Source organism: Actinoplanes subtropicus, assembly GCF_000721705.1.
Classification (GTDB): Bacteria; Actinomycetota; Actinomycetes; order Mycobacteriales; family Micromonosporaceae; genus Actinoplanes; species Actinoplanes subtropicus.
The window spans coordinates 1-22,298 of record NZ_JOJL01000004.1 but is presented as its reverse complement, the minus strand read 5'-3'; the positions used below and the strand labels follow the sequence as shown (position 1 = coordinate 22,298).

The 22,298-nt window shown below is 72.4% G+C and carries 17 protein-coding genes and 1 pseudogene; 6 read left to right on the top strand and 12 right to left on the bottom strand.

What is annotated here, in order from left to right:
* Positions 1 to 5 precede the first annotated feature (5 nt).
* Together IH26_RS0105815 and IH26_RS0105810 are read left to right on the top strand one after the other, a co-directional pair.
* Entirely contained in the window at positions 6 to 2,633 is a 2,628-nt protein-coding gene (locus tag IH26_RS0105815; RefSeq protein WP_030435061.1) for an FtsK/SpoIIIE domain-containing protein, read from the top strand.
* 83 nt (positions 2,634 to 2,716) lie between these two features.
* Positions 2,717 to 3,412, top strand: coding sequence for a hypothetical protein (locus tag IH26_RS0105810; protein WP_030435060.1), 696 nt, complete (start codon positions 2,717 to 2,719; stop codon positions 3,410 to 3,412).
* 136 nt (positions 3,413 to 3,548) lie between these two features.
* On the opposite strand, the gene IH26_RS0105805 is transcribed toward IH26_RS0105810, so the two are convergent.
* Positions 3,549 to 4,790, bottom strand: a complete 1,242-nt coding sequence (locus IH26_RS0105805) for a cupin domain-containing protein (protein ID WP_030435595.1) — start codon at positions 4,788 to 4,790, stop codon at positions 3,549 to 3,551.
* Between the two features lie 76 nt (positions 4,791 to 4,866).
* Positions 4,867 to 5,124 carry a hypothetical protein gene (locus IH26_RS0105795; RefSeq protein WP_030435059.1) on the bottom strand — a complete coding sequence of 86 codons (258 nt, stop codon included), beginning with the start codon at positions 5,122 to 5,124 and terminating at the stop codon, positions 4,867 to 4,869.
* Positions 5,125 to 5,203: 79 nt separating this feature from the next.
* On the opposite strand from IH26_RS0105795, the gene IH26_RS0105790 reads away from it, so the two are divergent.
* On the top strand, positions 5,204 to 5,944 hold the full coding sequence (locus IH26_RS0105790) for a DUF72 domain-containing protein (RefSeq protein ID WP_051807597.1): 741 nt from the start codon (positions 5,204 to 5,206) through the stop codon (positions 5,942 to 5,944).
* On the opposite strand, the gene IH26_RS0105785 is transcribed toward IH26_RS0105790, so the two are convergent.
* The 6 genes from IH26_RS0105785 to IH26_RS0105760 all read right to left on the bottom strand — a co-directional run bounded on the left by IH26_RS0105785 (position 5,919) and on the right by IH26_RS0105760 (position 13,034).
* Positions 5,919 to 6,791 (bottom strand): DUF72 domain-containing protein, encoded by an 873-nt coding sequence (locus IH26_RS0105785; RefSeq protein ID WP_030435057.1) that lies wholly within the window; start codon positions 6,789 to 6,791, stop codon positions 5,919 to 5,921. The two genes, IH26_RS0105790 and IH26_RS0105785, sit on opposite strands and share 26 nt — an antisense overlap.
* A 66-nt stretch (positions 6,792 to 6,857) precedes the next feature.
* Positions 6,858 to 7,274, bottom strand: a complete 417-nt coding sequence (locus tag IH26_RS0105780) for a TraR/DksA family transcriptional regulator (protein ID WP_030435056.1) — start codon at positions 7,272 to 7,274, stop codon at positions 6,858 to 6,860.
* A 165-nt stretch (positions 7,275 to 7,439) separates the two neighbouring features.
* Complete coding sequence (locus IH26_RS0105775; protein WP_030435055.1) at positions 7,440 to 8,072, bottom strand: nucleoside/nucleotide kinase family protein; 633 nt, start codon at positions 8,070 to 8,072, stop codon at positions 7,440 to 7,442.
* 10 nt (positions 8,073 to 8,082) lie between these two features.
* Entirely contained in the window at positions 8,083 to 8,640 is a 558-nt protein-coding gene (locus IH26_RS0105770) for a winged helix-turn-helix domain-containing protein (RefSeq protein WP_030435054.1), read from the bottom strand.
* A 332-nt stretch (positions 8,641 to 8,972) separates the two neighbouring features.
* The gene (gene secA2 / locus IH26_RS0105765; RefSeq protein ID WP_030435053.1) at positions 8,973 to 11,264 is read right to left on the bottom strand and encodes an accessory Sec system translocase SecA2; all 2,292 of its coding nucleotides are present in this window, start codon (positions 11,262 to 11,264) and stop codon (positions 8,973 to 8,975) included.
* 36 nt (positions 11,265 to 11,300) lie between these two features.
* Positions 11,301 to 13,034 (bottom strand): ABC transporter ATP-binding protein, encoded by a 1,734-nt coding sequence (locus IH26_RS0105760; protein WP_030435052.1) that lies wholly within the window; start codon positions 13,032 to 13,034, stop codon positions 11,301 to 11,303.
* Positions 13,035 to 13,147: 113 nt separating this feature from the next.
* Between IH26_RS0105760 and IH26_RS0105755 the strand changes: the two genes are divergently transcribed.
* Positions 13,148 to 13,882, top strand: a complete 735-nt coding sequence (locus IH26_RS0105755; protein WP_030435051.1) for an ATP-binding protein — start codon at positions 13,148 to 13,150, stop codon at positions 13,880 to 13,882.
* Between the two features lie 720 nt (positions 13,883 to 14,602).
* On the opposite strand, the gene IH26_RS0105750 is transcribed toward IH26_RS0105755, so the two are convergent.
* Positions 14,603 to 16,645: a hypothetical protein gene (locus tag IH26_RS0105750; RefSeq protein ID WP_030435050.1), complete on the bottom strand. Its 2,043-nt coding sequence runs from the start codon at positions 16,643 to 16,645 to the stop codon at positions 14,603 to 14,605.
* 74 nt (positions 16,646 to 16,719) lie between these two features.
* Positions 16,720 to 17,811: a baeRF2 domain-containing protein gene (locus IH26_RS0105745; protein WP_030435049.1), complete on the bottom strand. Its 1,092-nt coding sequence runs from the start codon at positions 17,809 to 17,811 to the stop codon at positions 16,720 to 16,722.
* 102 nt (positions 17,812 to 17,913) lie between these two features.
* On the opposite strand from IH26_RS0105745, the gene IH26_RS0105740 reads away from it, so the two are divergent.
* Positions 17,914 to 18,435, top strand: a complete 522-nt coding sequence (locus IH26_RS0105740; RefSeq protein WP_030435048.1) for a hypothetical protein — start codon at positions 17,914 to 17,916, stop codon at positions 18,433 to 18,435.
* 81 nt (positions 18,436 to 18,516) lie between these two features.
* Positions 18,517 to 19,992, top strand: coding sequence for a glutamate-cysteine ligase family protein (locus tag IH26_RS0105735; protein WP_030435047.1), 1,476 nt, complete (start codon positions 18,517 to 18,519; stop codon positions 19,990 to 19,992).
* Here the strand turns inward: IH26_RS0105735 and IH26_RS62005 are convergent.
* Entirely contained in the window at positions 19,971 to 20,546 is a 576-nt protein-coding gene (locus IH26_RS62005; protein WP_281179707.1) for a HupE/UreJ family protein, read from the bottom strand. The two genes, IH26_RS0105735 and IH26_RS62005, sit on opposite strands and share 22 nt — an antisense overlap.
* A gap of 250 nt (positions 20,547 to 20,796) precedes the next feature.
* Positions 20,797 to 21,753 (bottom strand): annotated as a pseudogene (locus IH26_RS63815) (DUF3500 domain-containing protein).
* Positions 21,754 to 22,298 lie beyond the last annotated feature (545 nt).

Below are 22,298 nucleotides of genomic sequence, written 5' to 3'. Positions count from 1 at the left end.
ACCCGATGGCTGAGTCGACCGCACAACAGGTGATGGACATCCGCGCCGCGCTCTCGCACGCGCTCGGCGTGGCGGAGAACGCGCTCGCCGCGGCGCGGGAGGCGTACGAGGCCGCCGTCGACCGCCGGGAACGGACGGTGGCCGCCGCGATCGCCCGCCGCAAGAAGGTCGCCGAGACGCTCGACAGCCGGCTGCACGAGATCGACGACCGGCACCGCAAGGACCTGGCCGCGTTCGCCGAGGCGGCCGCGGCGGCCGCCGACCGGGCGGCGCCGGGCGCGGCCGGCGACCCCTGGGGCGACTGGCAGCCCACGCCGCTGGAGACCGCGGCCGAGCTGCGGATCGGCCGGCTGCTGCTGCCCCATCCCGAGCAGGTGCCGGCGCTGGTGCCGTTCCTCGACCACGGGCACATCGTGGTGCGCGGCGAGCGGGAGTTCGGCGACGAGGTGGTGGCGGGGCTGCTGCTGCGGGCACTGGGCACCGCGGCGCCGGGGGCGCTGACCATCACCGGGTACGACCCGGAGCACCTCGGCGGGGGCCTGGCCCGGTTCGCCTCGCTCGCACCGGCCGGGGTGCTGACCTTTGTCGGCCCGGGCGGGCTGCCGGGGCTGCTGAACGAGCTGGTCGACCACGTACGCCGGATCAACGAGACGGTCCTGGCCGGGGAGTACACGTCGCTGCGGGAGCTGGCCGCGGCCACCCACCGGCGGCCGGAGCCGTGGCGGGTGGCGGTGCTGCTGGTCGCGGGCGAGCTGAGCCGGCCCGAGCAGACCCAGGTGCAGCGGCTGTTGCGCACCGGCGCGGCGGCCGGCGTGCACCTGATCATCCAGGGGATGCCGGTGCAGGCCGGGCCGGGGATCGAGTTCATCACCGCCCAGGACGGCGATCGGGCGGGGATGAGCAGTGCGGGGGCTTTGCCCGTACGGCTGGATGGTGGCCCGCCGCAGGCGATCGTGGCGGCGGCCTGCCGCCGGATCGCCGAAGCTGTGGCTGCCGGGCCCGCGCCCGTCGCGCTGGACAGCTTGCTCCCGCAGGAGCTGTGGAAGGAGAGCTCGGCGACCGGGCTCACCGCGCCGCTCGGGGACAGCCCGCTCGGGGTGCCGGTGACCGTGACGCTGTCGGACTATCCGCCGCACGCGCTGATCGCCGGGCCGTCCGGGACCGGCAAGACGAACCTGATCTACGCCTGGATGGGTGCGCTCGCCGCCCGCTACTCCCCCGACGAGCTGGCCTTCTACCTGCTCGACTTCAAGGAGGGGGTGTCGTTCGCCCGGTTCGCCCCGGGCCGTCGTGACCCCAGCTGGCTGCCGCACGTCCGCCTGGTCGGCGTCAATGTCAACAACGACCGGGAGTTCGGGCTGGCGCTGCTGCGCTTCCTCGCCGAGGAGCTGCGCCGGCGGGCCGACGCGGCGAAACGGTACGAGGTGACGAACCTGGCCGAGCTGCGCGCCGAGGACCCGGCCGGATCGTGGCCGCGCATCGTGGCGGTGATCGACGAGTTCCAGGTGCTGCTGGCCGGGCACGACTCGGTCACCAACGAGGCCGCCGACCTGCTGGAAGACCTGGCCCGCCGGGGCCGCTCGCAGGGCATCCACCTGATCCTGGCCAGCCAGGACATCTCCGGCATCGAGGCGCTGTGGAAGCGGCCGGCGCTGGTCGCCCAGTTCTCGCTGCGGCTCGCCCTGCCCCGCGCCCGGCGGGTGCTGCCCGAGACGAACACGGCCGCCGAGTCGCTGCCCCGCTACCACGCGGTGGTGAACGCCGACTCCGGGTCGCCCGAGGCCAACAAGATCGTACGGGTGCCGGCCGCCGGCGACCGCGAGCGGTGGAACGCGCTGCAGCACCGCTTGTGGCGCAGCCGTCCGCAGGAGCAGGGGCCGCCCCGGCTGTTCGACGGCGACGCCCGCCCCCGGCTGGCGGACAGCCCGGATTACCGCCGCCTGGGTCCCGCCGAGGGTTCGCCCGCTCCGGTGGTTCTGCTGGGCGAGACCATCGACGTTCAATCAAGATCTGCGCGTACGGTGTTGCGCCGCGCTCCTGGTCGCAATCTGGCCGTCCTCGGGACCCGCACCGAGGAGGCGTGCGCCGTGCTGGCCACCGCGGGTCGCTCGCTGGCCGCCCAGTTCCCGCCGGACGGCGCCCGCTTCTCGCTGCTCTGCCTGGACCAGGACGCCCGGCAGCCGGCCGCCGACCTGTGCGCCTCGCTGCCCGAATGCGGCTGGTACGACGCGGACAACGCGGACTGGCTGCTGGAGGACGCGGCAGCCGAGGCGTCCGGCGCGTTCCCGGCCGACCGGCCGCACTTCATCCTGATCTACGCGGCGGACGCGCTGCCCGGCGGCCCGGCGGCGGCGGGGCAGCTGCGCACGATCCTCCGGCAGGGTCCGGAGCGGCGGATCCACGTGCTGGGCTGGTGGCGCGGCGCGGGCCTGCTGCGCGACGCTCTCGGCGGGCACGCCGCGCGCACCGACCCGATCGGCGCGTGGGTGGCCCTGGACGTCCACGGCAGCGAGCTCGCGGCGTACTATCCCGGCGCCGGCGCGCCGGCCTGGTACCCCCGGCCGTGGCGGGCGCTGCACTTCGACCGCTCGGTGCATCGAGGCGCCGAGGTGATCATCCCCTACGGACAATAGCTCAAGGATTATTCACGACGGTGGCGATCGAAATGCATAACTTACGCGAGGTGCAACTCGAGGAAGGTCGTGAATAAACCTCGATGAGCGACGTACAACCGGCCGATTTCGCGACCGCCGACTACCGCAGCGTGCTGCGGCGGCTGACCACCCTGGACAGCGACGCCCAGGACCTGCGCGCCGAGGCGCGGCGCTGGCACGACGGCCGGGTCGCCGCCGCCGACCAGGCCGTGCGCGAGGCGGACGAGGGCCTGGCCGCCGCGCGCCAGGCCGCCGCCCAGGCGCAGCGCGACCTGGAACAGGTGGATGCGCGGGCGCTCGGGTTGTGGGCCGAGTACGTGCACAAGGTGGGGCCGGTGGCCGAGCGGTACGGGCGGACGATGCCGGCCGCGTCGATCCCGCGGCAGCGCGACGAGCGGGCGGCCGAGGACTACCTCGAGGAGGTGGCCGCGAAGGTGAAGTACATCCCGCCGAAGCGGCCGCTGAACGTCGGGGTGAAGGGGCTGTTCGCGCTGTTCGGGCTGGTCAGCGGGGTCGTTGGGGGGCTGGTCTTCCACGCCCTGCGGGAGGCAGCCGGCAACGAGCGGACCGGCACCTGGCGGGACGCGTTGCCGGTGGTGGCGCTGGTGGTGCTGCTGGCCTGCCCGGTGCTCGCGGTGGTGGCCGCCAAGAAGGTGGCGGACCGTCGCCAGGTCGGTCTGGACGCGGCGACGGTCGCGACGGTGCTGATCGCCGGTCTGGTGAGCGGCGGGCTGGTGATCGCCGCGGTCGGCCTCTGAGAATGTTGACGAATGTTGACTGCACCGGGTTGATATGTTGACTGCATCAATATTGACGTCAACACGGGCGGTCACCATGTAGACCGGCTGCCTCGTTGCGGTCAGGCTCGACGTCGAATCCCGCGTCGCGCTGTGGTCAGCCCGGCGTCAGGACGGCCTCGCGTAGCAGCCGCCTGGTCAGGACGAGGCGGTCCTCGTCGTCGTCGAGCGGTAGGTCGGCGACCCGCACCGGGGCGCCGGCCAGCACGAGGCGCAGGGCCGGGGCGCAGGACGCCGGGAACCGTAGGGTGCGGCCGGTCAGGTGGAGCACGACGTGACCGGGGCCGTCCTCGGTGAGCCGCCAGCGGAGGCCCTCGCGCACCGCGACCAGCGACGACGGGGTCAGCTCGGCGGCGTAGTCCAGCTGGGCCAGGGGTGCGATCGGGGCCGGGCGGGCGGCGGGCCAGTCGCGGGCGGTCAACCGGTCGGCGACGTCGGCCGGGTCGGCGGTGGCCAGCCAGTCGCGCAGGGCCTCGACCGTCTCGGTGAGGATGGGTTCGAGGGCGGCCGGGTCGGTGACGTCCACGCCGTACGGGACGGTGCCGCGCAGGCGGGCGTCGTCGGCGGCCATCGTCAGGAGCTCCTCGACCAGGGCGTACCGGGTCAGGGCGCGGACCCCGATCGTCAGGTGCAGGGAGCGGGACTCCTGCGCCTCGGCCGAGTGCAGCCAGCCGCGCGGCAGGTAGAGCGCGTCGCCCGGGCGGAGCAGCACGTCGATCGCCGGTTCGCCCTCCGCGATGGCGGCCACCTCGTCGGCGCGGCCGCCCCAGGGCTGGCGCTCGATCGGGTCGGCGAGGACCGGCTCGTGGATGCGCCAGCGCTTCACGCCGTCGACCTGCAGCACGAATACGTCGTGGGTGTCGTAGTGGGTGGCGAAGCCCTGGCTGCCGGGCGGGGTCAGGTAGGCGTTGACCTGCAGCGGGCGGCGCAGCTCGCCGCCCAGCTCCCGGGCGAAGTCGATCAGCGGCGGCCAGATCCGGTGCAGGCCCTGCAGCACCAGGGTGGCGCCGCCGGCGTAGAGGCGCATCGCCTCGTCGTCGAGTACCTGGTCGGCGATCTCGGCGCCGGCCCCGCCCGAGCCGGTGAACCGGCCGGTGGGCAGCACCTTGCCGCGCTGGGCGACGCGCAGGAACGGGGCACGCAGGCCGCGGCGGCTCAGTAACTCGTCGACGGCGTCCGGGGAGAGCAGGTCGGCGAACGGCCCGGGATGCGACAGCAGCGGCGCCCGGCCCCAGTGCGCGGCGGCGAACTTCTCCGGCTCGACCGTCACGCAACGGGCGAGCGCCGGGCCGCAGCGGGCGAGCGCCGGGCTGTGACCGCCCGGCGCCCCGATCGTCATGCCGACCCCTCAGGCCGCCGGGCCGTCGGCGCCGCCGTCGTGCCCGCCGGGGTTCGCGCCGCCGTTCGCCGGGCGCTCACCGCCGGGCCGCACCGTCCGCGCCGCCGTCCTGGCCGGCCGGGTTCGCGCCGCCGTCCGCCGGGCCCTCGCCGCCGGCGCCACCGTCCGCGCCACCGTCGTGACCGGCCGGGTTGGCCCCGCCATCCGCCGGGCCCTCGCCGCCGGCGCCACCGTCCGCGCCACCGTCGTGGGCGGACGGGTTGGCGCCGCCGTCGGCCGGGCCCTCGCTGGAGGCGGCGCTGGTGGCGGTGATGTCGTCGTCGCTGAGTGACATGGGAAGCTCCTCGCTCTCGTGGACACCACCGGGTACCCGGAGTTGATCGTGCAAAACCGGGTATCCCGGAATCGTGTTGATGGTCGGGACTTCGGGTTGGCAATATCGGGACTGGCGCGGCGGGCTGTATCCGGAGAAGCTGCCGCAGCGGCTCTGGCTGGAGCGCTACGCCGAGAACTTCGCGACGGTCGAGGTGAACAACGCCTTCTACCGGCTGCCGGAGAAGTCAACCTTCGAGCAGTGGCGGGCGCGGACGCCGGACGACTTCGTGGTGGCGGTCAAGATGAGCCGCTATCTGACCCACGTGAAGCGGCTCGAGGATCCGGCCGAGCCGGTCGCCCGGTTCCTCGATCGGGCGGCCGGCCTGACCGACAAGCTCGGCCCGGTCCTGCTGCAGCTGCCGCCGACGCTCAAGGGCGACCCCGCGGCACTGGAGCAGACCCTCGCCCAGTTCCCCCGGCACGTCGAGGTGGCCGTGGAGCCGCGGCATCCGACCTGGTTCACCGACGAGACGCGGGCGGTGCTGGAGAAGCACGGTGCGGCGCTGTGCTGGGCGGATCGGAAGGGGCGGCCGCTGAATCCGCTGTGGCAGACCGCCGGCTTCGGATATATCCGGATGCACGAGGGCCGCGCCGCGCCGTGGCCGCGCTACGGGCGGGCGGCGCTGCGGACGTGGCTCGACCGGGCGGGGCAGTTCGACCGTACGTATGTCTTCTTCAACAACGACCCCGGCGGCGCGGCAGTCGCGGACGCCACCGCCCTGGCCGCGATGGCCCGCCGCCGAGGCGTCGAGGTCAGTCGGCATCCAGCAGTTCGATGAGGGTGGAAGCGTTGCGCTGGGCGTAGTCCGAGTAGCAATTGTTCATAAAAACCTGAACATTTCCGGATTTATCGGCTAGGTCCTTCAGGCGCGGCGCCCAGCCCGCGAGCTCCTTCCGGGAGTACTCGTACCCGAACTTCTCGTGGATGTCCTTGCTGGTCCACTTCTCCGAGTGGCCGTGGAAGCGCACCACCGCCAGATCCGCCGTGGCCTCGACGATCGGCGGCACCGACGACTTGTGCCCCTGCGGCATGTCCACGCAGACGAACGGCATCTCATGCGCCCGCAGGAAGTCCAGCGTCTCCTCCTGGTTCGCGCCCTCGAACCAGGAGGCGTTGCGCAGCTCGAACACCGGCCGCAGCGGCTTGCACCGCTGCGCCACCTCGATCATGAGGTCCTTGTTGGAGCGCCGGATCCCGAACCACGGCGGGAACTGGAAGAGCACGGCGCCGAGCTTCCCGGCCTGGGCGAGCGGGTCCAGCGCCGTCAGAAAACGGCTCCAGACCTCCTCGTACGCCTGGGCGGGCAGATCGCCGGGGTAGACGTTCTTCTTGTCCGTCTCCGGCCGGAGGTCCTGGTAGATCGCGGACACCTTGGTCGGGTGCCCGGTGAGCAGGCTGAACGCCTTGATGTTGAAGACAAAACCGGCCGGCGTACGCTGCGCCCACAGCTTCGTGGTCTGCTCGCTGGGCGGTCCATAGTAGGTCGAGTCGACCTCGACGATCGGGAACTGCCTGGCGTAGTAGGCCAGCCGCTTCTCCGGCGTGTCGGCCGAGACCGGGTACCAGCCCGAGGCCAGCAGCGTCCGGTCGGTCCACGAGGCCGTGCCCACCTGGATCGTGCCCATGCGATCAAAGCTAGACCCGAGACAGCGGGTCCGCCGCCCGGAGGCGGCGGACCCGGATCGTCCGTCTCAGCCGGCCCGGCGCTCGCGGTTCTGCTTGCAGTTGACGCACGTGGTGGCCGAGGGGAAGACCTCGAGCCGCTCCACCGGGATCGGGTTCGAGCACCCCTCGCAGTTGCCGTAGGTCCCGTCCTCGAGCCGCTGCATGGCGTGCTCGGCCTGCGTCCGCCGGTCCAGCAGAGTACGCAGCAGCGACGTGGCGGCGTCGCGCTCGGCCGTCTTGGATCCGCTGTCGGCCTGGTCGTCGCCGGCGGCGTCGCCGATCTCGACCAGCCGGAGCTTGTGTGACGCCGCGAGAGCCTCCTCGTACTCGGAGTTCGCGTCGTCGTACCGGCCCCGAAGGATGTCCCGGATCAGCTCGACCTCTTCCGCCGTGCGGCTCTTGGCGGCACCCTTGCCCGTGATCACCGCTCCATTGACGAGCATGCGCTCCCCCACCCTTCCTCTGCCCCTGCCGGCGGGTCCCTCGAGGGATGCCCATCGCACCGTGGGCGCCCTTGATACCCGCCGCCGGAGGTCCCAAACTCGGGCCTCCGCTAAAAAAGTAACCGGAGCATAACTGTCAGTGGTCGACTCCGCTACAGACTCGCGTCACCAACGTTCCTCGACCCTGGCGGGACGCTTCGGGTCGTCGACCCGCAGGACCACGTCGGCGAAGGCCGCGGGATCGACCTCCGTCGCGTACCGATCGAAGGCCGGCAAGGTCCACCGCAGGCCAGGAGGGGTGCGCCGGAGCAGGGCCGCCGGGGACAGCTCGAGATGCACCGAGAAATCGAAGGCGAGGGCGCCGCCGAGTAGCAGCGGACCGCTCACCAGCAGCACCGATCCGGGAGCGAGGGGGTGGTAGGAATCACGTGCCGAGCGGTCGGTCGCCGCGTTCCAGAGGCGGGTCAGGACCCGGCCGTCCCCGCCCGGGCCGGCCCGGTCGAGGACCTCCCGGGCGAGGCCGGCCTCGTCGAACCAGCCCGCGTAGAACGAGTCCGGGTTCTCCCGGCCGAACTCCAGGCGCAGCGAGGCGGGCCGCAGGAAGTCGGCGGTGTCGACCCGTACGGCCGGACGCCCCCGCAGCCGCAGCGGGTCCACCAGGGCGTCCGCCAGGCGGCCCGGCTCGGCCGCCGCCGGGCCGTCGATCGCGACCCGGAGGTAACTGTCAGGTTCCCGACTCGACAGGTCGTCCGCGAGCTCCTCGACGAGATTCTCGACGGACACCGGACGCACGCGCACGCCCGGAAGGCTACTCGTGCGGCTGGATGACGATCCGCGCGTCGTCGGAGAGCCGGTAGCCCACCCCGTACACCGTGGTGATCATCGGGAGGTTGGTGCCGAGCTTGAGGCGCAGCCGGCGCACGTGCACGTCGACCGTCCGCTCGCCGGTGTGCTCGTAGCCCCAGACCCCGGCCAGCAGCTGGCCGCGGGTGAACACCCGGCGGGGCCGCTCGGCGAGGAACAGCAGCAGGTCGAACTCGAGCCGGGTCAGCGGCAGCGGCTCCCCGTCGAGCAGCACCTGGCGGGTCCCGGTCAGCAGCCGCACCTCGGGGCCGGACGGCGGCTCGTCGCGCTCCAGCGGGGCGGCCACGGCCGGCTCGACCGTGATCGTGCCCTGGCTGATCTCGACGAGCTCGCGGACCGCCTCGATCAGCTTGTGGGCCTGCGGCGAGAGGGTGTCGGTGGTGAGCGGGATGGCGACCGTGACGGTCAGCGCGGATTCGGCGGGCCGGCGGAGCCCGGAGCTACCACGCCCCGGACCTGTGGCATGGCGGTTGACACGAGGCGACAGAGCGCTTACCGGCATGGTGAGATTGCCCCCTGAAATTGCGTGGTCGGTAACCGTATACGACCGATCACCCTCCGTAAATTCGCGGTGAATAATTCCGCGACCGTTGTTGCCGGGTCAAGACGGCAACCACACTGTGGGAAAATCGTTCCACATGGGCTTTGACCGAGGGAAATGCATCGCGGTAACGGCTTCTGTCAGTCTGTTTAAACATTGCCGAACTGATCGAGCCCGTCTGACCAGGCCAGAGTGGTTCTTCGGGCAATTCTGAGATGCTCGCCACATCACATTTCTTTGGAGAAGCAAAAATCCCGCGCAGCACGCAAGGCGCCACGCGGGATCTTTTCTCGTCAGTTCCCGCCGGTCAGGCGGCGTCCCACCGAGGCAATCAACCGGTCAAGTTCGGAGCCGAACGGGTTGTCGTGCACCAAATACGTCCAGGTGGCGCTGGGCCGGACGATCTCGGCCCGCTCCGGCTCCCAGCCCTCGCTGAGGTCGGTCTCCTCGAACGTCTCGATGGTGCGCGCCTCGACCTTGGTCAGCAGCTCCTGGAAGGCCGGGACGGCGGCCCGGTGGAACTCGTCCAGCGGGTCCAGCTTGCCCAGCGCGCGCAGGTGCACGCCCTCGCGTACCTCCTGCAGGTAGGCCAGGTGCTCGGCCCAGAGCCGGTCCAGGTGGAAGAGCGCGATCGCCCGGGCCGCGTCGGAGAGGATGTCCTCGTCGGTCTCCTTGGCCTTCTCCGGCGAGCGCTCGAGCAGCATGATGGCCGCGATCTCGGAGGTGAGCAGCCGCTCCCGGCGCTCGGCCAGCTGCAGGCGCTGCTGCTCGATCACCACGCTGTACCGCCAGGTGTTGCGGTGGATCTCGTGGTTCACGCCCTCGGCGACCCGCTGGGCGTGCTCGACCGCATACTCCACCTGGTCGTCGTGCACGACGCCGTCCATGTCCATCCGCGGCGAGGTGGGCAGCGCGTCCCCGGCGTGCCGGGTGATCAGCTCGTCCTCGAGGCTGACGAAGAAGACCGAGCCGCCCGGGTCGCCCTGCCGGCCGGCCCGGCCACGGAGCTGGTCGTCGACGCGGCGGCTGTCGTGCCGGCCGGAGCCGATCACGAAGAGGCCGCCGAGCTCGACCACCTTGTCGCGGTCCTTCTCGTCGCTGCCGCCCAGCCGGATGTCGACGCCCCGGCCGGCCATCTGGGTGGAGACGGTGACCGCGCCGACCGCGCCGGCCTCGGCGATGATCGCGGCCTCCTCGGCGTCGTTCTTCGCGTTCAGCACGTTCGACGGGATGCCGGCCGCGGCCAGCTGCTTGGCCAGCAGCTCGGACGCCTTCACGTCGAGGGTGCCGATGAGCACCGGCCGGCCCTTCTCGTGGGCGATCTGGATCTCCTCGACCAGAGCGCGGTCGCGGTCGTCGTGCACCGAGTAGATCCGGTCCGGCTCGTCCTCGCGGATGTTCTCGGTGTTCGGCGGGATCACCGCGACCTCGAGCTTGAAGTACTCGCGCAGCTGCTCGCCGACGTGCACCGCGGTCGCGGTCATGCCGCAGACGGTCCGGTAGAGCGCGACGTAGGCCTGCACGGTGATCGTGTCCAGCACCTCGCCCTCGGCGGTGGCGTTCAGCCCCTCCTTGGCCTCCACGGCCGCCTGCAGGCCGTCCGGCCAGCGGCGGCGCTGGGCGACCCGGCCGCGCATCTCGTCGATCAGCTCGACGCCGCCGTTGCGGACGATGTAGTCGACGTCGCGGTCCAGCAGGGCGTGCGCGTGCAGCGCCACGTTGACCGCGGACAGGTGCTCGACCTGGTCGTCGGCGTACAGGTCGACGCCGCCGAGCTTCTCCTCGATCAGCTTGAGGCCGGCGTCGGTGAAGGCGACGCTGCGGCCGTCCTCGGCCACCTCGTAGTGCTTGCCGGCGCGCAGGTCGCGGACCAGCTCGGCGGCCTCGTGCACCGGGTCGGCCTCGGTGGTGACCGAGCCGGCCAGGACCATCGGGACCCGGGCCTCGTCGATCAGGATCGAGTCGGCCTCGTCGACGATCGCGGTGGCCAGCTCGCGCTGCACCCGGTCCTCGATGTCGGTGACCAGCTGGTCGCGCAGGTAGTCGAAGCCGGCCTCGCTGACCGAGACGTACGTGACGTCGGCCAGGTAGGCCTCGCGGCGCTGCTCGGGGGTGGACGACTCGGTGACCCAGCCGACCGAGAGGCCGAGCCGCTTGTAGACCGGCTCCATCCACTCGGCGTCGCGGCGGGCCAGGTAGTCGTTGACGGTCAGCACGTGCACCGGGCCGTGGCCGAGGCGGACGTGCCCGTACGCCGCGACGGTGGCGGTGAGCGTCTTGCCCTCGCCGGTGGCCATCTCGGCGACCTGGCCGGAGAGCAGCGCCATCGCGCCGAGGAGCTGCACATCGTACGGCCGCTGCTCGAGCGCGCGCCAGGCGGCCTCGCGCCCGATCGCGCAGATCTCGGTGAAGTCCTTCGCCTCGCCGGCCGCCGCGGTCAGCGCCTCGTCGTCGAGCTCTTTGAGCGCCTCCTCACGAGCATCGATCGCCGGCAGCCGCTTGGTGAACGGCGCCAGGTCGACCGTAGTGCCCGGACGCTGCAGAAACTTGCGGAACCGGCTCTTGAGCCGCGTCGACACACCCATGGCGCGCAACGGTACTTCATTTAGCTGAAAGTCGGGTCACGACACCAGCAGCTGATGGGTCGCCAGCTCCCGGTACAGCGGGCTGGCGTCGAGCAGCTCCCGGTGCGGCCCGGCGGCGACCACCCGGCCGGCCTCGAGCACCACGATCAGGTCGGAATCCACCACCGTCGACAGCCGGTGCGCCACCACGATCAGCGTGCGCCGGTCGGCCGCCGTGGCGATCGCCGCCCGCAGCGCCGCCTCGTTGCGCGCGTCGAGGTTGCTGGTCGGCTCATCGAGCAGCAGGATCGGCGCGCCGGTCAGCAGCGCCCGGGCGATCGCGAGACGCTGCCGCTCGCCGCCGGAGAGCAGCACGCCGCCCTCCCCCACCTGCACGCCCAGCCCTTCCGGCGAGCGTTGCGCCAGCCCGCCGAGATTCACCTCCGCCAGCGCCGCGAGCAGCTCGGCGTCGGAGGCGTGCGGAGCGGTCAGCCGCAGGTTGTCGCGCAGCGCGCCGGCCAGCACCGGCGCCTCCTGCTCGACATACCCCAGCTGGGCGCGCAACGCGTCGCGCGGCAGGTCACGCACGTCGTGCCCGCCGACCCGCACGCTGCCGCCGGTGACGTCGTAGAACCGCTCGATCAGCGCCAGGATCGTCGACTTGCCCGCCCCCGACGGCCCGACCAGCGCTATCCGGGCGCCCCGGGGCACCTCGAAGCTGACTTCATGCAAGACCGGCGCCTCGCCGGGATAGGCGAACGAAACCCCGTGGAACGCGACCGCTGGGTGGGTGCTCGCGCTGCCTTCGGGCGTACGGCTGGAATCTCCCGCAGTTTCGGACGGCAGCGCGAGAATCTCCTCGATCCGCTGCAACGCCCCCAGCCCGGTCTGCAACTGGGTGTACGCGTGCAGCGCCTGCCCGAGCGGCATCGCCAGGAAGAACAAGAACAGGATGAACGCCACCAGGCTGCCCACGCCGATCGCGCCGGAGGCCACCCGCGCCCCGCCCACGCCGAGCACCACGAGGAAGGCGCCCTGGATCGCCGTATCCGCCGCCGGGCCGACGGTCGCCTCGAGCCGGGCCAGCCGGACGCCCGCCTGGTAGGCCTGCTCGGCGCCCTCGGCCACGGTCGCCGCCTCACGCTCCTCGGCCCGCCCGGCCCGGATCGTCCGCGCCGCCGAGATCGCCCGCTCGACCGCCGAGGTCATCTCGCCCAGCCGGGCCTGCGCCTGCTCGGAGAGCCCGCGCACCCGGCGCGAGGCGAGCACCGCCACCGACAGCCCGACCGCGAGCGCGCCGACCGCCACCGCCAGCAGCAGCGGGTCGAGCACCGCCATCGCGACCAGCGCCCCGCCGACCATCACCACGCCGGTGACGATCTCGAACAGCCCCGAGGTGACCACCGCCCGCAGCAGCGTCGTATCGGCCCCCACCCGGGACAGCAGGTCGCCGGTGCGGCGATGGTCATACTCCGCGATCGGCAACAGCAGCAGGTGCCGCGCGAGCCGCCGCCGGGTGGTCAGCACGACGCCCTCGGCCGTGCGCTGCAGCAGGTAATCCCGGAAGCCGCGCAGCGCCGCCCCGATGACCAGGAGACCGACCAGCACAGCCACCGGCCCGGCGATCGCCCGGCTCGCGGTCACGCCGTCGAGCACCCGCCGCACCAGCAACGGCTGCAGCAGCGACGCACCGGCCGCGGCCAGCGAGAGCACCGCGACCACCGTGAGGGTGCCGCGATAACGATTCAGGTACGGCGTCAGGGCCCGCAACCCGACCCGGCCGTCGACCATGCCCGGAACTGTAGCCCGGCGAAGCTGAGCGGAGCCTGATGTCGGACGTTTGGCCCCGCCGGGCTCCGGGCACCAGAGCACACCAGTTCGGTGACCCGCGTACGGAGGATCGCTTGCCCAGCCAGCTCGTCTGCCGGCCGGAGCCCCGGCCGCCCGTGGCGGTGCTGCGGCTGACCGGGACCCTCGACGCGATCACCGGCGACGCGCTCCAGCAGGCCGTACGCCGAGCCCTCGCCGCCCAGCCCACCCGCCTGCTGCTCGACCTTGCCGCCCTGCGGGTCGGCGACCCGATCGGGCTCGCCGCGCTCGGCGCCGTGGTCGGCCAGACCCGGGACTGGCCCGACGTGCCGATCGTCCTGTGCGAGGCACCCGCGGAAACGCGGCGCGCGATCTCCGCCGCCCCCTCGTGCGCCGGGCTGGTCTACGCGGACTCCTGCGACGCGGCGATCGCCGAAGGACGCAAGGAACCCGAACCGCCCCGGGTACGGGCCCGGCTGCGCCCGGCACCGGACGCGTGCCGGCAGGTGCGGCAGTTGGTCACCCAGGCGTGCGAGCGCTGGCAGCGGGCGGACGTGGCGGAGACGGCGGCGCTGATCGCCTCGGAGCTGGTGGCCAACGTGGTGCGGCACGCACGGACGACGATGGAGTTCACGTTCGGCCTGCGGAACGGCCGGCTCAGCATGGCGGTGCGGGACGGCAGCCGGCGCCTGCCGAAGCCGGCCGAGCCGGGGCCGGCGTCGCCGGGCGGGCGGGGGTTGCTGCTGGTACGGGATCTGACCGAGGCGTGGGGGGTCATGCCGGTCAGCGACGGGAAGGTGGTCTGGACCCAGCTCGGGACGGCGATGTGACGCGGCGGGGTTAGCACATCCGCCCGGCCGAGCGAGGTTGTCCACAGAATCGGGTTGTCCACAGCTCGCCCTCGACGCTCCCACCCAAGATCCCCTTCCTCCGCGACAATGACCGACGGGGGCTCCCCCTCAGGGAGGGCGGGCTGAGGGGTGGGTCGCTGTTGGCCGATCTTCTGGGACGACTTCCGGGGTGCGCGGGGTTCGCGGGGATCGCAGCACGCGCCGCTGTTCGGGTCCGCAAAGCACGGCACGCACCGAGTCCTCCACGGCGGCTGCGCCGGGTCGCCGCGCAACTGTCCCAAATTGTGGGCGCTCTCTCCCAGCCGCTGGACCTCGCTGAGATCGCCGTCGGATCTGCCCAGATATTTCGGTTATATCGGCGTGACACCGGGCGCCTTCGCTGAGACGATGCAGCGAAAGTGCGCGCTCCGAACAGCCGCTTTTCAAGATCTCGCGGGCGGCGTCGATCTTGGAGGGTTCGGTGCGAGGAGCGTGCATCCGGGCGCGGCGGAGGTAGCGGATCCGTCAGCGAGGAGTCGCGCCGGGAGCGCCGGCCGACCGTGGGCTGGGAACACCGATGGATCGGCAGCGGGATCGCCGGCCAAGCGGCTGCCGGATCGACGTGCGACGAGTTGCCGGGTTACCGCCGAGCCGCATAGCTGAGCGGCACGTCGGCATGCCCGCCACGATGGTGCACGTCATGACCCTGTGCGAAGCTGTCTAGTTGTTCGGGGCCTGGCCGCTCTCGCCGATCGGGCGGTTGAGCTGGCCCATCTGCGGGGGCTCCAGAGGCGGGCGGTTGCGGCGGGTGCTGCGGCCGGCCGGCTGGGGCGGCTGGTTCGGCGGCTGCCGCGGGGCGGTCTGGCCGGTGGGCTGCGGGGCGGTCTGGCCGATGGTGGGCTGCGGGGCGGTCTGGGCGGGCGGCTGCGGGCCGGTCTGGTCGGGCGGCTGCGGGCCGGCCTGGGCAGGCGGCGGGGGCTCGAGCGGGGCACGGGTCGGGCGCAGGCCGAGGCCGCTGGGCACCTCGCCGCCGTCGCCGCCGAAGCGGTTGCCGAAATTCTGGTCGGGAGCGGACTGCGGCTGCGGCGTGAGGGCCCGGGCTGCTGGGGCGCTGGGGACCGTGGGTGGCTGCTGTTGCGCGGCGGCGGCCGGGCGGGTGCCGAGGCCGCTCGGGGCGTCGGGCTGGGGCAGTCCGAGGCCGCTGGGCGCGTCGGCCTGCGGGACGCCGGGAGTGGTCGGCGGCTGGCCCATCGGGGGCCGTTGAGAGGCGGCTTGCTGACCCATCGGCGCCTGCTGACCTGCGGGCACCTGGCCCATCGGCGACTGCCCACCCGGCGGCGGCGTCATCGGCGCCTGACTCATCGGCTGCTGTGCCATGGGCTGCGAAGCGATCGGCTGCTGCGCCACGGGCTGCTGAGCGACCGGCTGCTTCGCCTGGGGCGGCGGAGTAGTCGGCTGCTGCGCCGGCGGCCTCTGGGGCATCGGCTGCTGACCGGGCTGGGGCTGGGGCTGGGGCTGGGGCTGGGACTGGGGCTGGGGCTGGGCCGGCGGGCCGGGCGGCGGAGCGAAGGTCGCCGGCGGGACGGGAGGCTGTGGCTGCTGGAGGTGGGGCGTCTGGCCCATCATCGTGCCGTTGGTGGGGGCCGGGCTGCTCGGGCGGGCCGCCATGGGCGCGACCGGGCGGGGCGCGGGTGGCGTGGCCGAGCGGTTCGCCGGGGTGTAGAGCGGGGCGTCCAGGGGGCGATCCAGCGGGCGGTACTGCGGCGGGCCGCTGAGCAGCGGGTCGGAGTCGGACGGGTACTGCTGGCGGGCCATGGTCTGGGCTGCGGGCGGCGTTGGGGGCGGGGTCCAGGGTTGCTGGCTCGGCGGCGGGGGCTCGACCCGGGCGTCCGCAACCGGCGGCGGCGCGGGCTCGGGCATCTCCATCGCGGGGAGGCGCGGCTCGGCGTGGAGCGACGGCACCGCCTCCGGCGATTGCTCGGTGAAGGAGCTGTCGTCCAGCGAGGCGGCGGTCAGCCCGCTCAACCGCGGCCCGGGCGGCTCATAGTCGGCCGCCGGAAGAGCCGGCTCGTGAGGCTGCTCCGGGCCGCCAAAAGACGGGCCGCCAAAAGACGGGCCGCCAAAAGACGGCCCTCCAAAAGACGCCCCACCAGAAGACGCCCCACCAGAAGACGACCGTCCAAAAGACTCCCCACCAGAAGACGCCTCGCCGAAAGACGCCCCACCATCGGACGAAGCCAGCCCGCCATAGGAGTCCCCAACGTCTGAAGAAGCCGGCTCGTCCAGCGGCGACGGCGGATACGGCCCATCGAGCGCCGACGGCGGATACGGCCCATCCAGCGGCGACAACGGCTCACCGAGCGGCGCCGCCACCACCGAGATCTCCTCCCCCGGAACCGCGAACGACACCTCCACCCGCTCCCCACCGCCGAGGACCGGCATCCCGGCGGACGGCCCCGCCCACGGCGGCATCTCCTCGACCGACACCCCCGCCTCGACCGGCGACCCGAACGCCACCGGCGACGCGTACCCGCCCGGTGTCCCTTGACGCACGGCCGCCACCAGCCCCGAGGCCTCCGCCAGGCCGGCCGCCTCGACGACCTCGGCGGCGGCCTGCCCGACCGGGCAGGGCAGGGGCTCGCCGCAGACCGGGCACTCGGTCATGCCCTCGCTCGGGCCGGCCCCGCCGCCGTGGGCCTCGAGCATGCCGAGGGCGGTGCGCGCGAGCACGCTGTCCGGGTCGACGAACGCCTTCGGTGCCATGTCCTGCCCCTATCCCCGCGGCTTACGAGTCAAGTTCACCTTCTTGCCGTACGCCTTCGCGGGGTTTTCGGCATTTACGCGGCGCTGTGCCCGTCGCCGTAGCGCAGGATCGCCCCGATCCCGTGGGCCAGGTCGATCTCGGCCGGTTCGACCAGCAGCAGGCCCGCGCCGGTGCCGACCACCGCGCGCAGCAGGGCCGCGTCGGCGCGTACCTCGACCGGTTCGACACCCGATTCGCGCAGGGTCCGCGGGTCGGTGGCGATCAGCCGGGGGTCGCCGGCGCCGATGAACAGCCGGTCGGTCGAGTGCGGGTTGTCGACCAGCAGCACCTCCTCGACCTGGCCGCGCTGGAGCCGGACGACCACGTCCTCGAGGCCGTCGGCGTGCGACCGGCTGCCGTACCGGTCGACCGCGGCGCGCATGTTCTGCGCGGCGACCTCGGCGACCGCCCGCTCGGTGGCCTCGTCCAGCCGGCCCGACCCGCCCGCCTGGCCGGTGGTGACCACCCGGTCGCGCCAGCGCGGCGGCAGCTTGCCGACCACGAGCGGGATCTCGTGCGGGTCGCCGGCCACGACCACCACCTCGGCGCCGATCTGCGCGGCGGCGTCGGCGACCGCGGCCGCCACGTCGCCGGCGTTGCGTTTCCAGTTCTCCTCGGCGGCCCGCTGATAGCGCGGGTTGGACCAGCCGCCGCCGCGCACCTTGGCGATCGGGTACTCGTCGGCGCCCCGCACCGTGTGCCGGCGGGGCGCTCCCCCGGCGTCGAGGGCCTCGATGTCACCGCCGCTGTGGCCGGCGAGCACCCGTACGTACGGTATCTCCTCACCACGCAGCGCAACCAACGGCATAGCGTGCGGTAACGGCTCCCAGATGGCCAGGTCGGTGGCCGGCGGCGCCGGCAGCGGCTCGGCCAGCGCGACCTCCCCGCCGCGAGCGAAGATCGCGAGCCCGTAGCGGCCGGGGCGGTACGGGTACCCGCGGACCGCCTCGCCGATCGCCGCGATCGTCTCCGGATCGGCGCCCGCCCTGGCCAGCCGCTCGGCGAGGCTCCGCCAGCGGAGGTCGACGGTGTGCTCGGCATTCTCCTCGGCCCGGGTCGCGTCGAGATAGACCGACGCCCAGGGGCCGTCTCCCGCGAAGAGCGGGCGCAGATATTCCAGCTCCATGGTGCTGCGCGTACCCGCTCCGGACCGGTTCTCACTTTTTCACTCACGGTACGTATGGGATGGCTCTCCGTACGATATGAACACATCCAGGAGGTGATCCCCTTGGACGAGGTCGAGCTGTACCGCGAGCAGATCCTCCGGCACGTCAGCCCCGTCATCACCGGCCGTTTCGCCGGCTACCAGACGTCGTACACCCGGGAAGTGAAGGTCGGTCAGCCGGTGCTGGTGCTGGTGTTCCTGGCGGCCGGCATCGCCCAGATGCTGGGCTCGCTGCTGCGGATGCGCGGCGCCCGGCGCAGCTTCAAGGAGCTGAAGAAGGGCCCCGAGTTCCTGGTGACCCCGGTGCGGGTGCGCGACGACCTGGGCCAGGTGTATGAGGTCGAGATGCACGGCCATCTGCCGCAGTCCGCGCTGCACCGCGGCGACCTGGTGCAGCTCACGACCCGGCCGCAGAAAGACCCTCGGCTGCCCGTACGGCTGATCCAGGTGGTGAACCTGACCACGATGCAGCCGCTCACGCCGCGAATCCCGACCATGTGGTCACATCTCGGGCCGGCCCTGCTGCTGCAGGCCATCGTCGGAACGGTCGTCGCGGCGGCGATCGTCGCGGCCTGGCTTTCCTGAAAATCGAGACACCCCCTTCACCTGTGGCGCAGACCTTCCCGGTGTGCGAACTTGGACTCACTCGAGAAGAGGTGGTGTGCCGTGGGCGAGGAAGTCGAGCAGACCAACTTCAGCCGAGAGGATCGAGCGAAGTACCGGCACAAGATCCGCCGGAGCCTGGATGTGTTCGCCGCGATGCTGCGCGAATCCCGCTTCGAGTTCGAGCGGCCGCTCACCGGCATGGAGATCGAGCTCAACCTCATCGACGAGGACGCGAACCCGGCGATGCGCAACGCCGAGGTGCTGGGCGCGATCGCCGATCCCGATTTCCAGACCGAGCTGGGCCAGTTCAACATCGAGATCAACGTGCCGCCGCGCCGCCTGGCCGGGGACGAAAATGCCGACCTCGAGCGTACGCTGCGGGCCAGTCTCAACAACGCGGAGAAGCATTCCCGGGAGATCGGCGCGCACACGGTGATGATCGGGATCCTGCCGACGCTGCGCCGCGAGCACATGACGTTGGACGCGTTGTCCGCCAACCCGCGCTACAAGCTGCTGAACGAGCAGATCTTCGCGGCCCGGGGCGAGGATCTGGACATCCGGATCGACGGGGTGGACCGGCTGGCCGTCACGACCGACACGATCGCGCCCGAGTCGGCCTGCACCAGCACGCAGTTCCATCTGCAGGTGAGCCCGGCGCAGTTCGCGTCGTACTGGAACGCCGCGCAGGTGATCGCGGGGGTGCAGGTCGCGCTCGGCGCGAACTCGCCGCTGCTGTTCGGCCGGGAGCTGTGGCGGGAGACGCGGATCCCATTGTTCGAGCAGGCCACCGACACTCGTTCGGAAGAGATAAGAGCACAGGGTGTACGCCCTCGGGTGTGGTTCGGCGAGCGGTGGATCACCTCGGTGTTCGACCTGTTCGAGGAGAACGTGCGGTACTTCCCGGCGCTGCTGCCGATCTGCGACGAGCGCGATCCGGCGGAGATCCTGGAGCGGGGGGAGGTCCCCGAGCTCAGCGAGCTGCGGCTGCACAACGGGACCATCTACCGGTGGAACCGGCCGATCTACGCGGTGGTGCGGGGCCGGCCGCATCTGCGGGTGGAGAACAGGGTGCTGCCGGCCGGGCCGACCGTGGTCGACACGCTGGCCAACGCGGCGTTCTACTACGGGCTGATCCGGAATCTGGCCGAGGCGGAGCGGCCACTGTGGACGCAGATGAGCTTCAGTGCGGCGGAGGAGAATTTCCACGCCTGCGCGCGGCACGGGATCGACGCCAGCGTGTTCTGGCCGGGTCTGGGTTACATCCAGGTGACCGAGCTGGTGCTGCGCCGGCTGTTGCCGCTGGCCCATCAAGGGCTGGAGCGGTGGGGGGTCTCGCCCGGGGAGCGGGACCGGCTGCTGGGGATCATCGAGCAGCGCTGCCTCAAGCACCGCAACGGGGCCTCCTGGCAGGTGGGTACGTTGCACGCGCTGGAGGCGGACGGGATGGACCGGCAGCAGGCGCTGCACGAGATGTTGCGCCGCTATCTGCCGCTGATGCACGAGAACATGCCCGTTCATGAGTGGCCGATGGCCTGACGCCCCGGGCGCCGGCCGGCGATCATCCACGCGCCGGCGAGCACCGCCGTCGCGGCCAGCCCCACCACCATCGGTGTCGTGTGTGCCCCGGCGCTGTCCGCAAGCCGGGCCACCACGTTCGGCAGGCCCAGCCGGTCGGCCAGCCAGCCGGTCGCCGCCGTCGCGGTGACCAGCGCCGCGCCGACCCGCAGCCTGGGGCCGATCCACAGGCGGGCGGTCACCAGCAGGCCGGGCAGGGCGAGCGCGACCAGCAGCAGCTGGACGAGTTCGATGCCGAGGTTGAAGCCGAGCAGGCTGAGCGCGAGCCGCCCGGTGGACAGCTGCATCTCGGCCAGGACGAAGGAGAACGCCATCCCGTGCCCGAGCCCGAACAGCCCCGCCACGAGGGCCTCCCGCCCCGGGAACAGCGGCCGGATCGCGTGCACGGCGCCGACGAGGATGCTGGCCGCGAGGAACGCCTCGACCGGCCAGGCCGGGATGTCAAGGCGCCCGAACGAGCTGAGCGCGAGCGCAACCGAGTGACCGGCGGTGAAGGCGAGCGTGGTCCGGCCGATCCACCCGATGGCGACCCGGACCCCGGCCAGTCCCCGCCACCGGCCCGCGGGGGCCCGGGTTCTCCACGCCGTCCGTAGGACCAGGCGTCGGTAGCGGCACAGCCCCGGACCGCCAGCAGCGGCGCCGGCAACAACAGGATCAGCGGGAACAGCATCGGGTGCGCCGACGCCGGCGACGCTCCGAGCAGGAGCGCCGCCGGGACGCCCACCGCGATCCCGGCCAGCAGGCGAAGAGCGCGGGTACGGATCATCAGAACGAGAACCCTCCGCCGTAGTCGCGGGTGTGATCCCGGTAGACGGTGTGGAAGTGGATCTGGCTCTGGAACGCGATGCGGTTCTGGCAGATGAACTCGATCCACACCCCCGGGCCGTCGATCCGGACGTAGTCGCCCTAGGTGTCCAGACCGGTCCCGCCGGAGACGGCGACATAGGTCTGGTTCAGTTCCTTCTCGTACGTCTTGAGCAGGAACCCGGCGGTGGCGTTGTCCACACTGGAGACCCAGGGGCGGATGGCCGCCATCACCAGCTTCTTCTGCTGGGGAGACAGCTCGCTGACCGCGATGCCCTCCTTGGTGGTGGGGAACTGGCCGTCCTGGCCCGGGCCGAGCAGGACGTCACCGAAGGACTCGGACAGCGTCGCCTTGGCCAGCTGCGCGGCGGTCAGGCTGCTGGTCAGCTTGAGCATGCTGTCGTGCTGGACGGCGAGCGGGGTGTAGGTCGTGCGGGCGTCGTCGGTGAAGCTGGTCGGCTCGGCGCCGAGGAAGAACGGGGTGGAGCCTTCGACCTTGCCGTCCTGGTAGGTGAAGTTGATCGCGAGGTGGTGGCCGGTCGCGGTACGTGCCGCCCGTCGCGGCGCGTCGTGGGCCGGCCTGCCCGCGACGGCCCGGGGTGGCCGGCCGCGGTACGTACTGCCCCTCGCGGCGCGTCGTGGGCCGGCCTGCCCCCATGGCCCGAGGGTGGCCGGCCGCGGTACGTACCGCCCGTCGCGGCGGGTCGTGGGCCGGCCTGCCCGCCACGGCCCGGGGGGTGGCCGGCCGCGGTACGTGCCGCCCCTCGCGGCGCGTCGTGGGCCGGGCTGCCCCCCATGGCCCGAGGGTGGCCGGCCGCGGTACGCACCGCCCGTCGCGGCGGGTCGTGGGCCGGGCTGCTCGCCATGGCCCGGGGGTGGCTGGTCACGGTGGGTGCGGCCCGTCGCGGTCTGGGTAATGGGCTCGTTCGGTTTCGGAGAATGGTTTGATCTCTCTTTTGGTATAACGCGAGATTGGCATGATCGAACAGGCGTTCGGGCTTACCATCGCGTTTCCGGAAGTGGGAGAATTCTCGTGTGGGACAGCTGGGGTTATTCACGAGGGCCGAGTTGGCCGGAATGCGCGATCGCACCAAGTCGCGCCGTTATTCTCCGGAGAAAGAAGCGTTTCGCCGGGAACACGAGCGCCGTCGCGCCTGGGGCCTTGTCCAGCGGCACTCCCGCAAGCTCCGCGACCTCCACGGCGGCGACGGCATCGTGGCACTGACCGCGGCAATGCTCGGCCGAGCCACCCCACCGTGCACTCCCCCGGCCGCCCAACAGGACGCTCTCCCCCATGCGGCCCGGCCCCACGCGGCCCGGCCCCACGCAGCCCCGCCCCACGCAGCCCCGCCCCACGCAGCCCCGCTCCACGCAGCCCCGCTCCACGCAGCCCAGCCCCACGCAGCCCAGCCCCAACCGGCCACGCCCCAACCGGCCACGCCCCAACCGGCCACGCCCCACGC

Bases quoted from the DNA above. Each gene is read 5' to 3' on its own strand.
- IH26_RS0105815 (WP_030435061.1), top strand. From the start codon at position 6: ATGGCTGAGTCGACCGCACAACAGGTGATGGACATCCGCGCCGCGCTC.
- IH26_RS0105810 (WP_030435060.1), top strand. From the start codon at position 2,717: ATGAGCGACGTACAACCGGCCGATTTCGCGACCGCCGACTACCGCAGC.
- IH26_RS0105805 (WP_030435595.1), bottom strand. From the start codon at position 4,790: ATGACGATCGGGGCGCCGGGCGGTCACAGCCCGGCGCTCGCCCGCTGC.
- IH26_RS0105795 (WP_030435059.1), bottom strand. From the start codon at position 5,124: ATGTCACTCAGCGACGACGACATCACCGCCACCAGCGCCGCCTCCAGC.
- IH26_RS0105790 (WP_051807597.1), top strand. From the start codon at position 5,204: ATGGTCGGGACTTCGGGTTGGCAATATCGGGACTGGCGCGGCGGGCTG.
- IH26_RS0105785 (WP_030435057.1), bottom strand. From the start codon at position 6,791: ATGGGCACGATCCAGGTGGGCACGGCCTCGTGGACCGACCGGACGCTG.
- IH26_RS0105780 (WP_030435056.1), bottom strand. From the start codon at position 7,274: ATGCTCGTCAATGGAGCGGTGATCACGGGCAAGGGTGCCGCCAAGAGC.
- IH26_RS0105770 (WP_030435054.1), bottom strand. From the start codon at position 8,640: ATGCCGGTAAGCGCTCTGTCGCCTCGTGTCAACCGCCATGCCACAGGT.
- secA2 (WP_030435053.1), bottom strand. From the start codon at position 11,264: ATGGGTGTGTCGACGCGGCTCAAGAGCCGGTTCCGCAAGTTTCTGCAG.
- IH26_RS0105760 (WP_030435052.1), bottom strand. From the start codon at position 13,034: ATGGTCGACGGCCGGGTCGGGTTGCGGGCCCTGACGCCGTACCTGAAT.
- IH26_RS0105750 (WP_030435050.1), bottom strand. From the start codon at position 16,645: ATGGCACCGAAGGCGTTCGTCGACCCGGACAGCGTGCTCGCGCGCACC.
- IH26_RS0105745 (WP_030435049.1), bottom strand. From the start codon at position 17,811: ATGGAGCTGGAATATCTGCGCCCGCTCTTCGCGGGAGACGGCCCCTGG.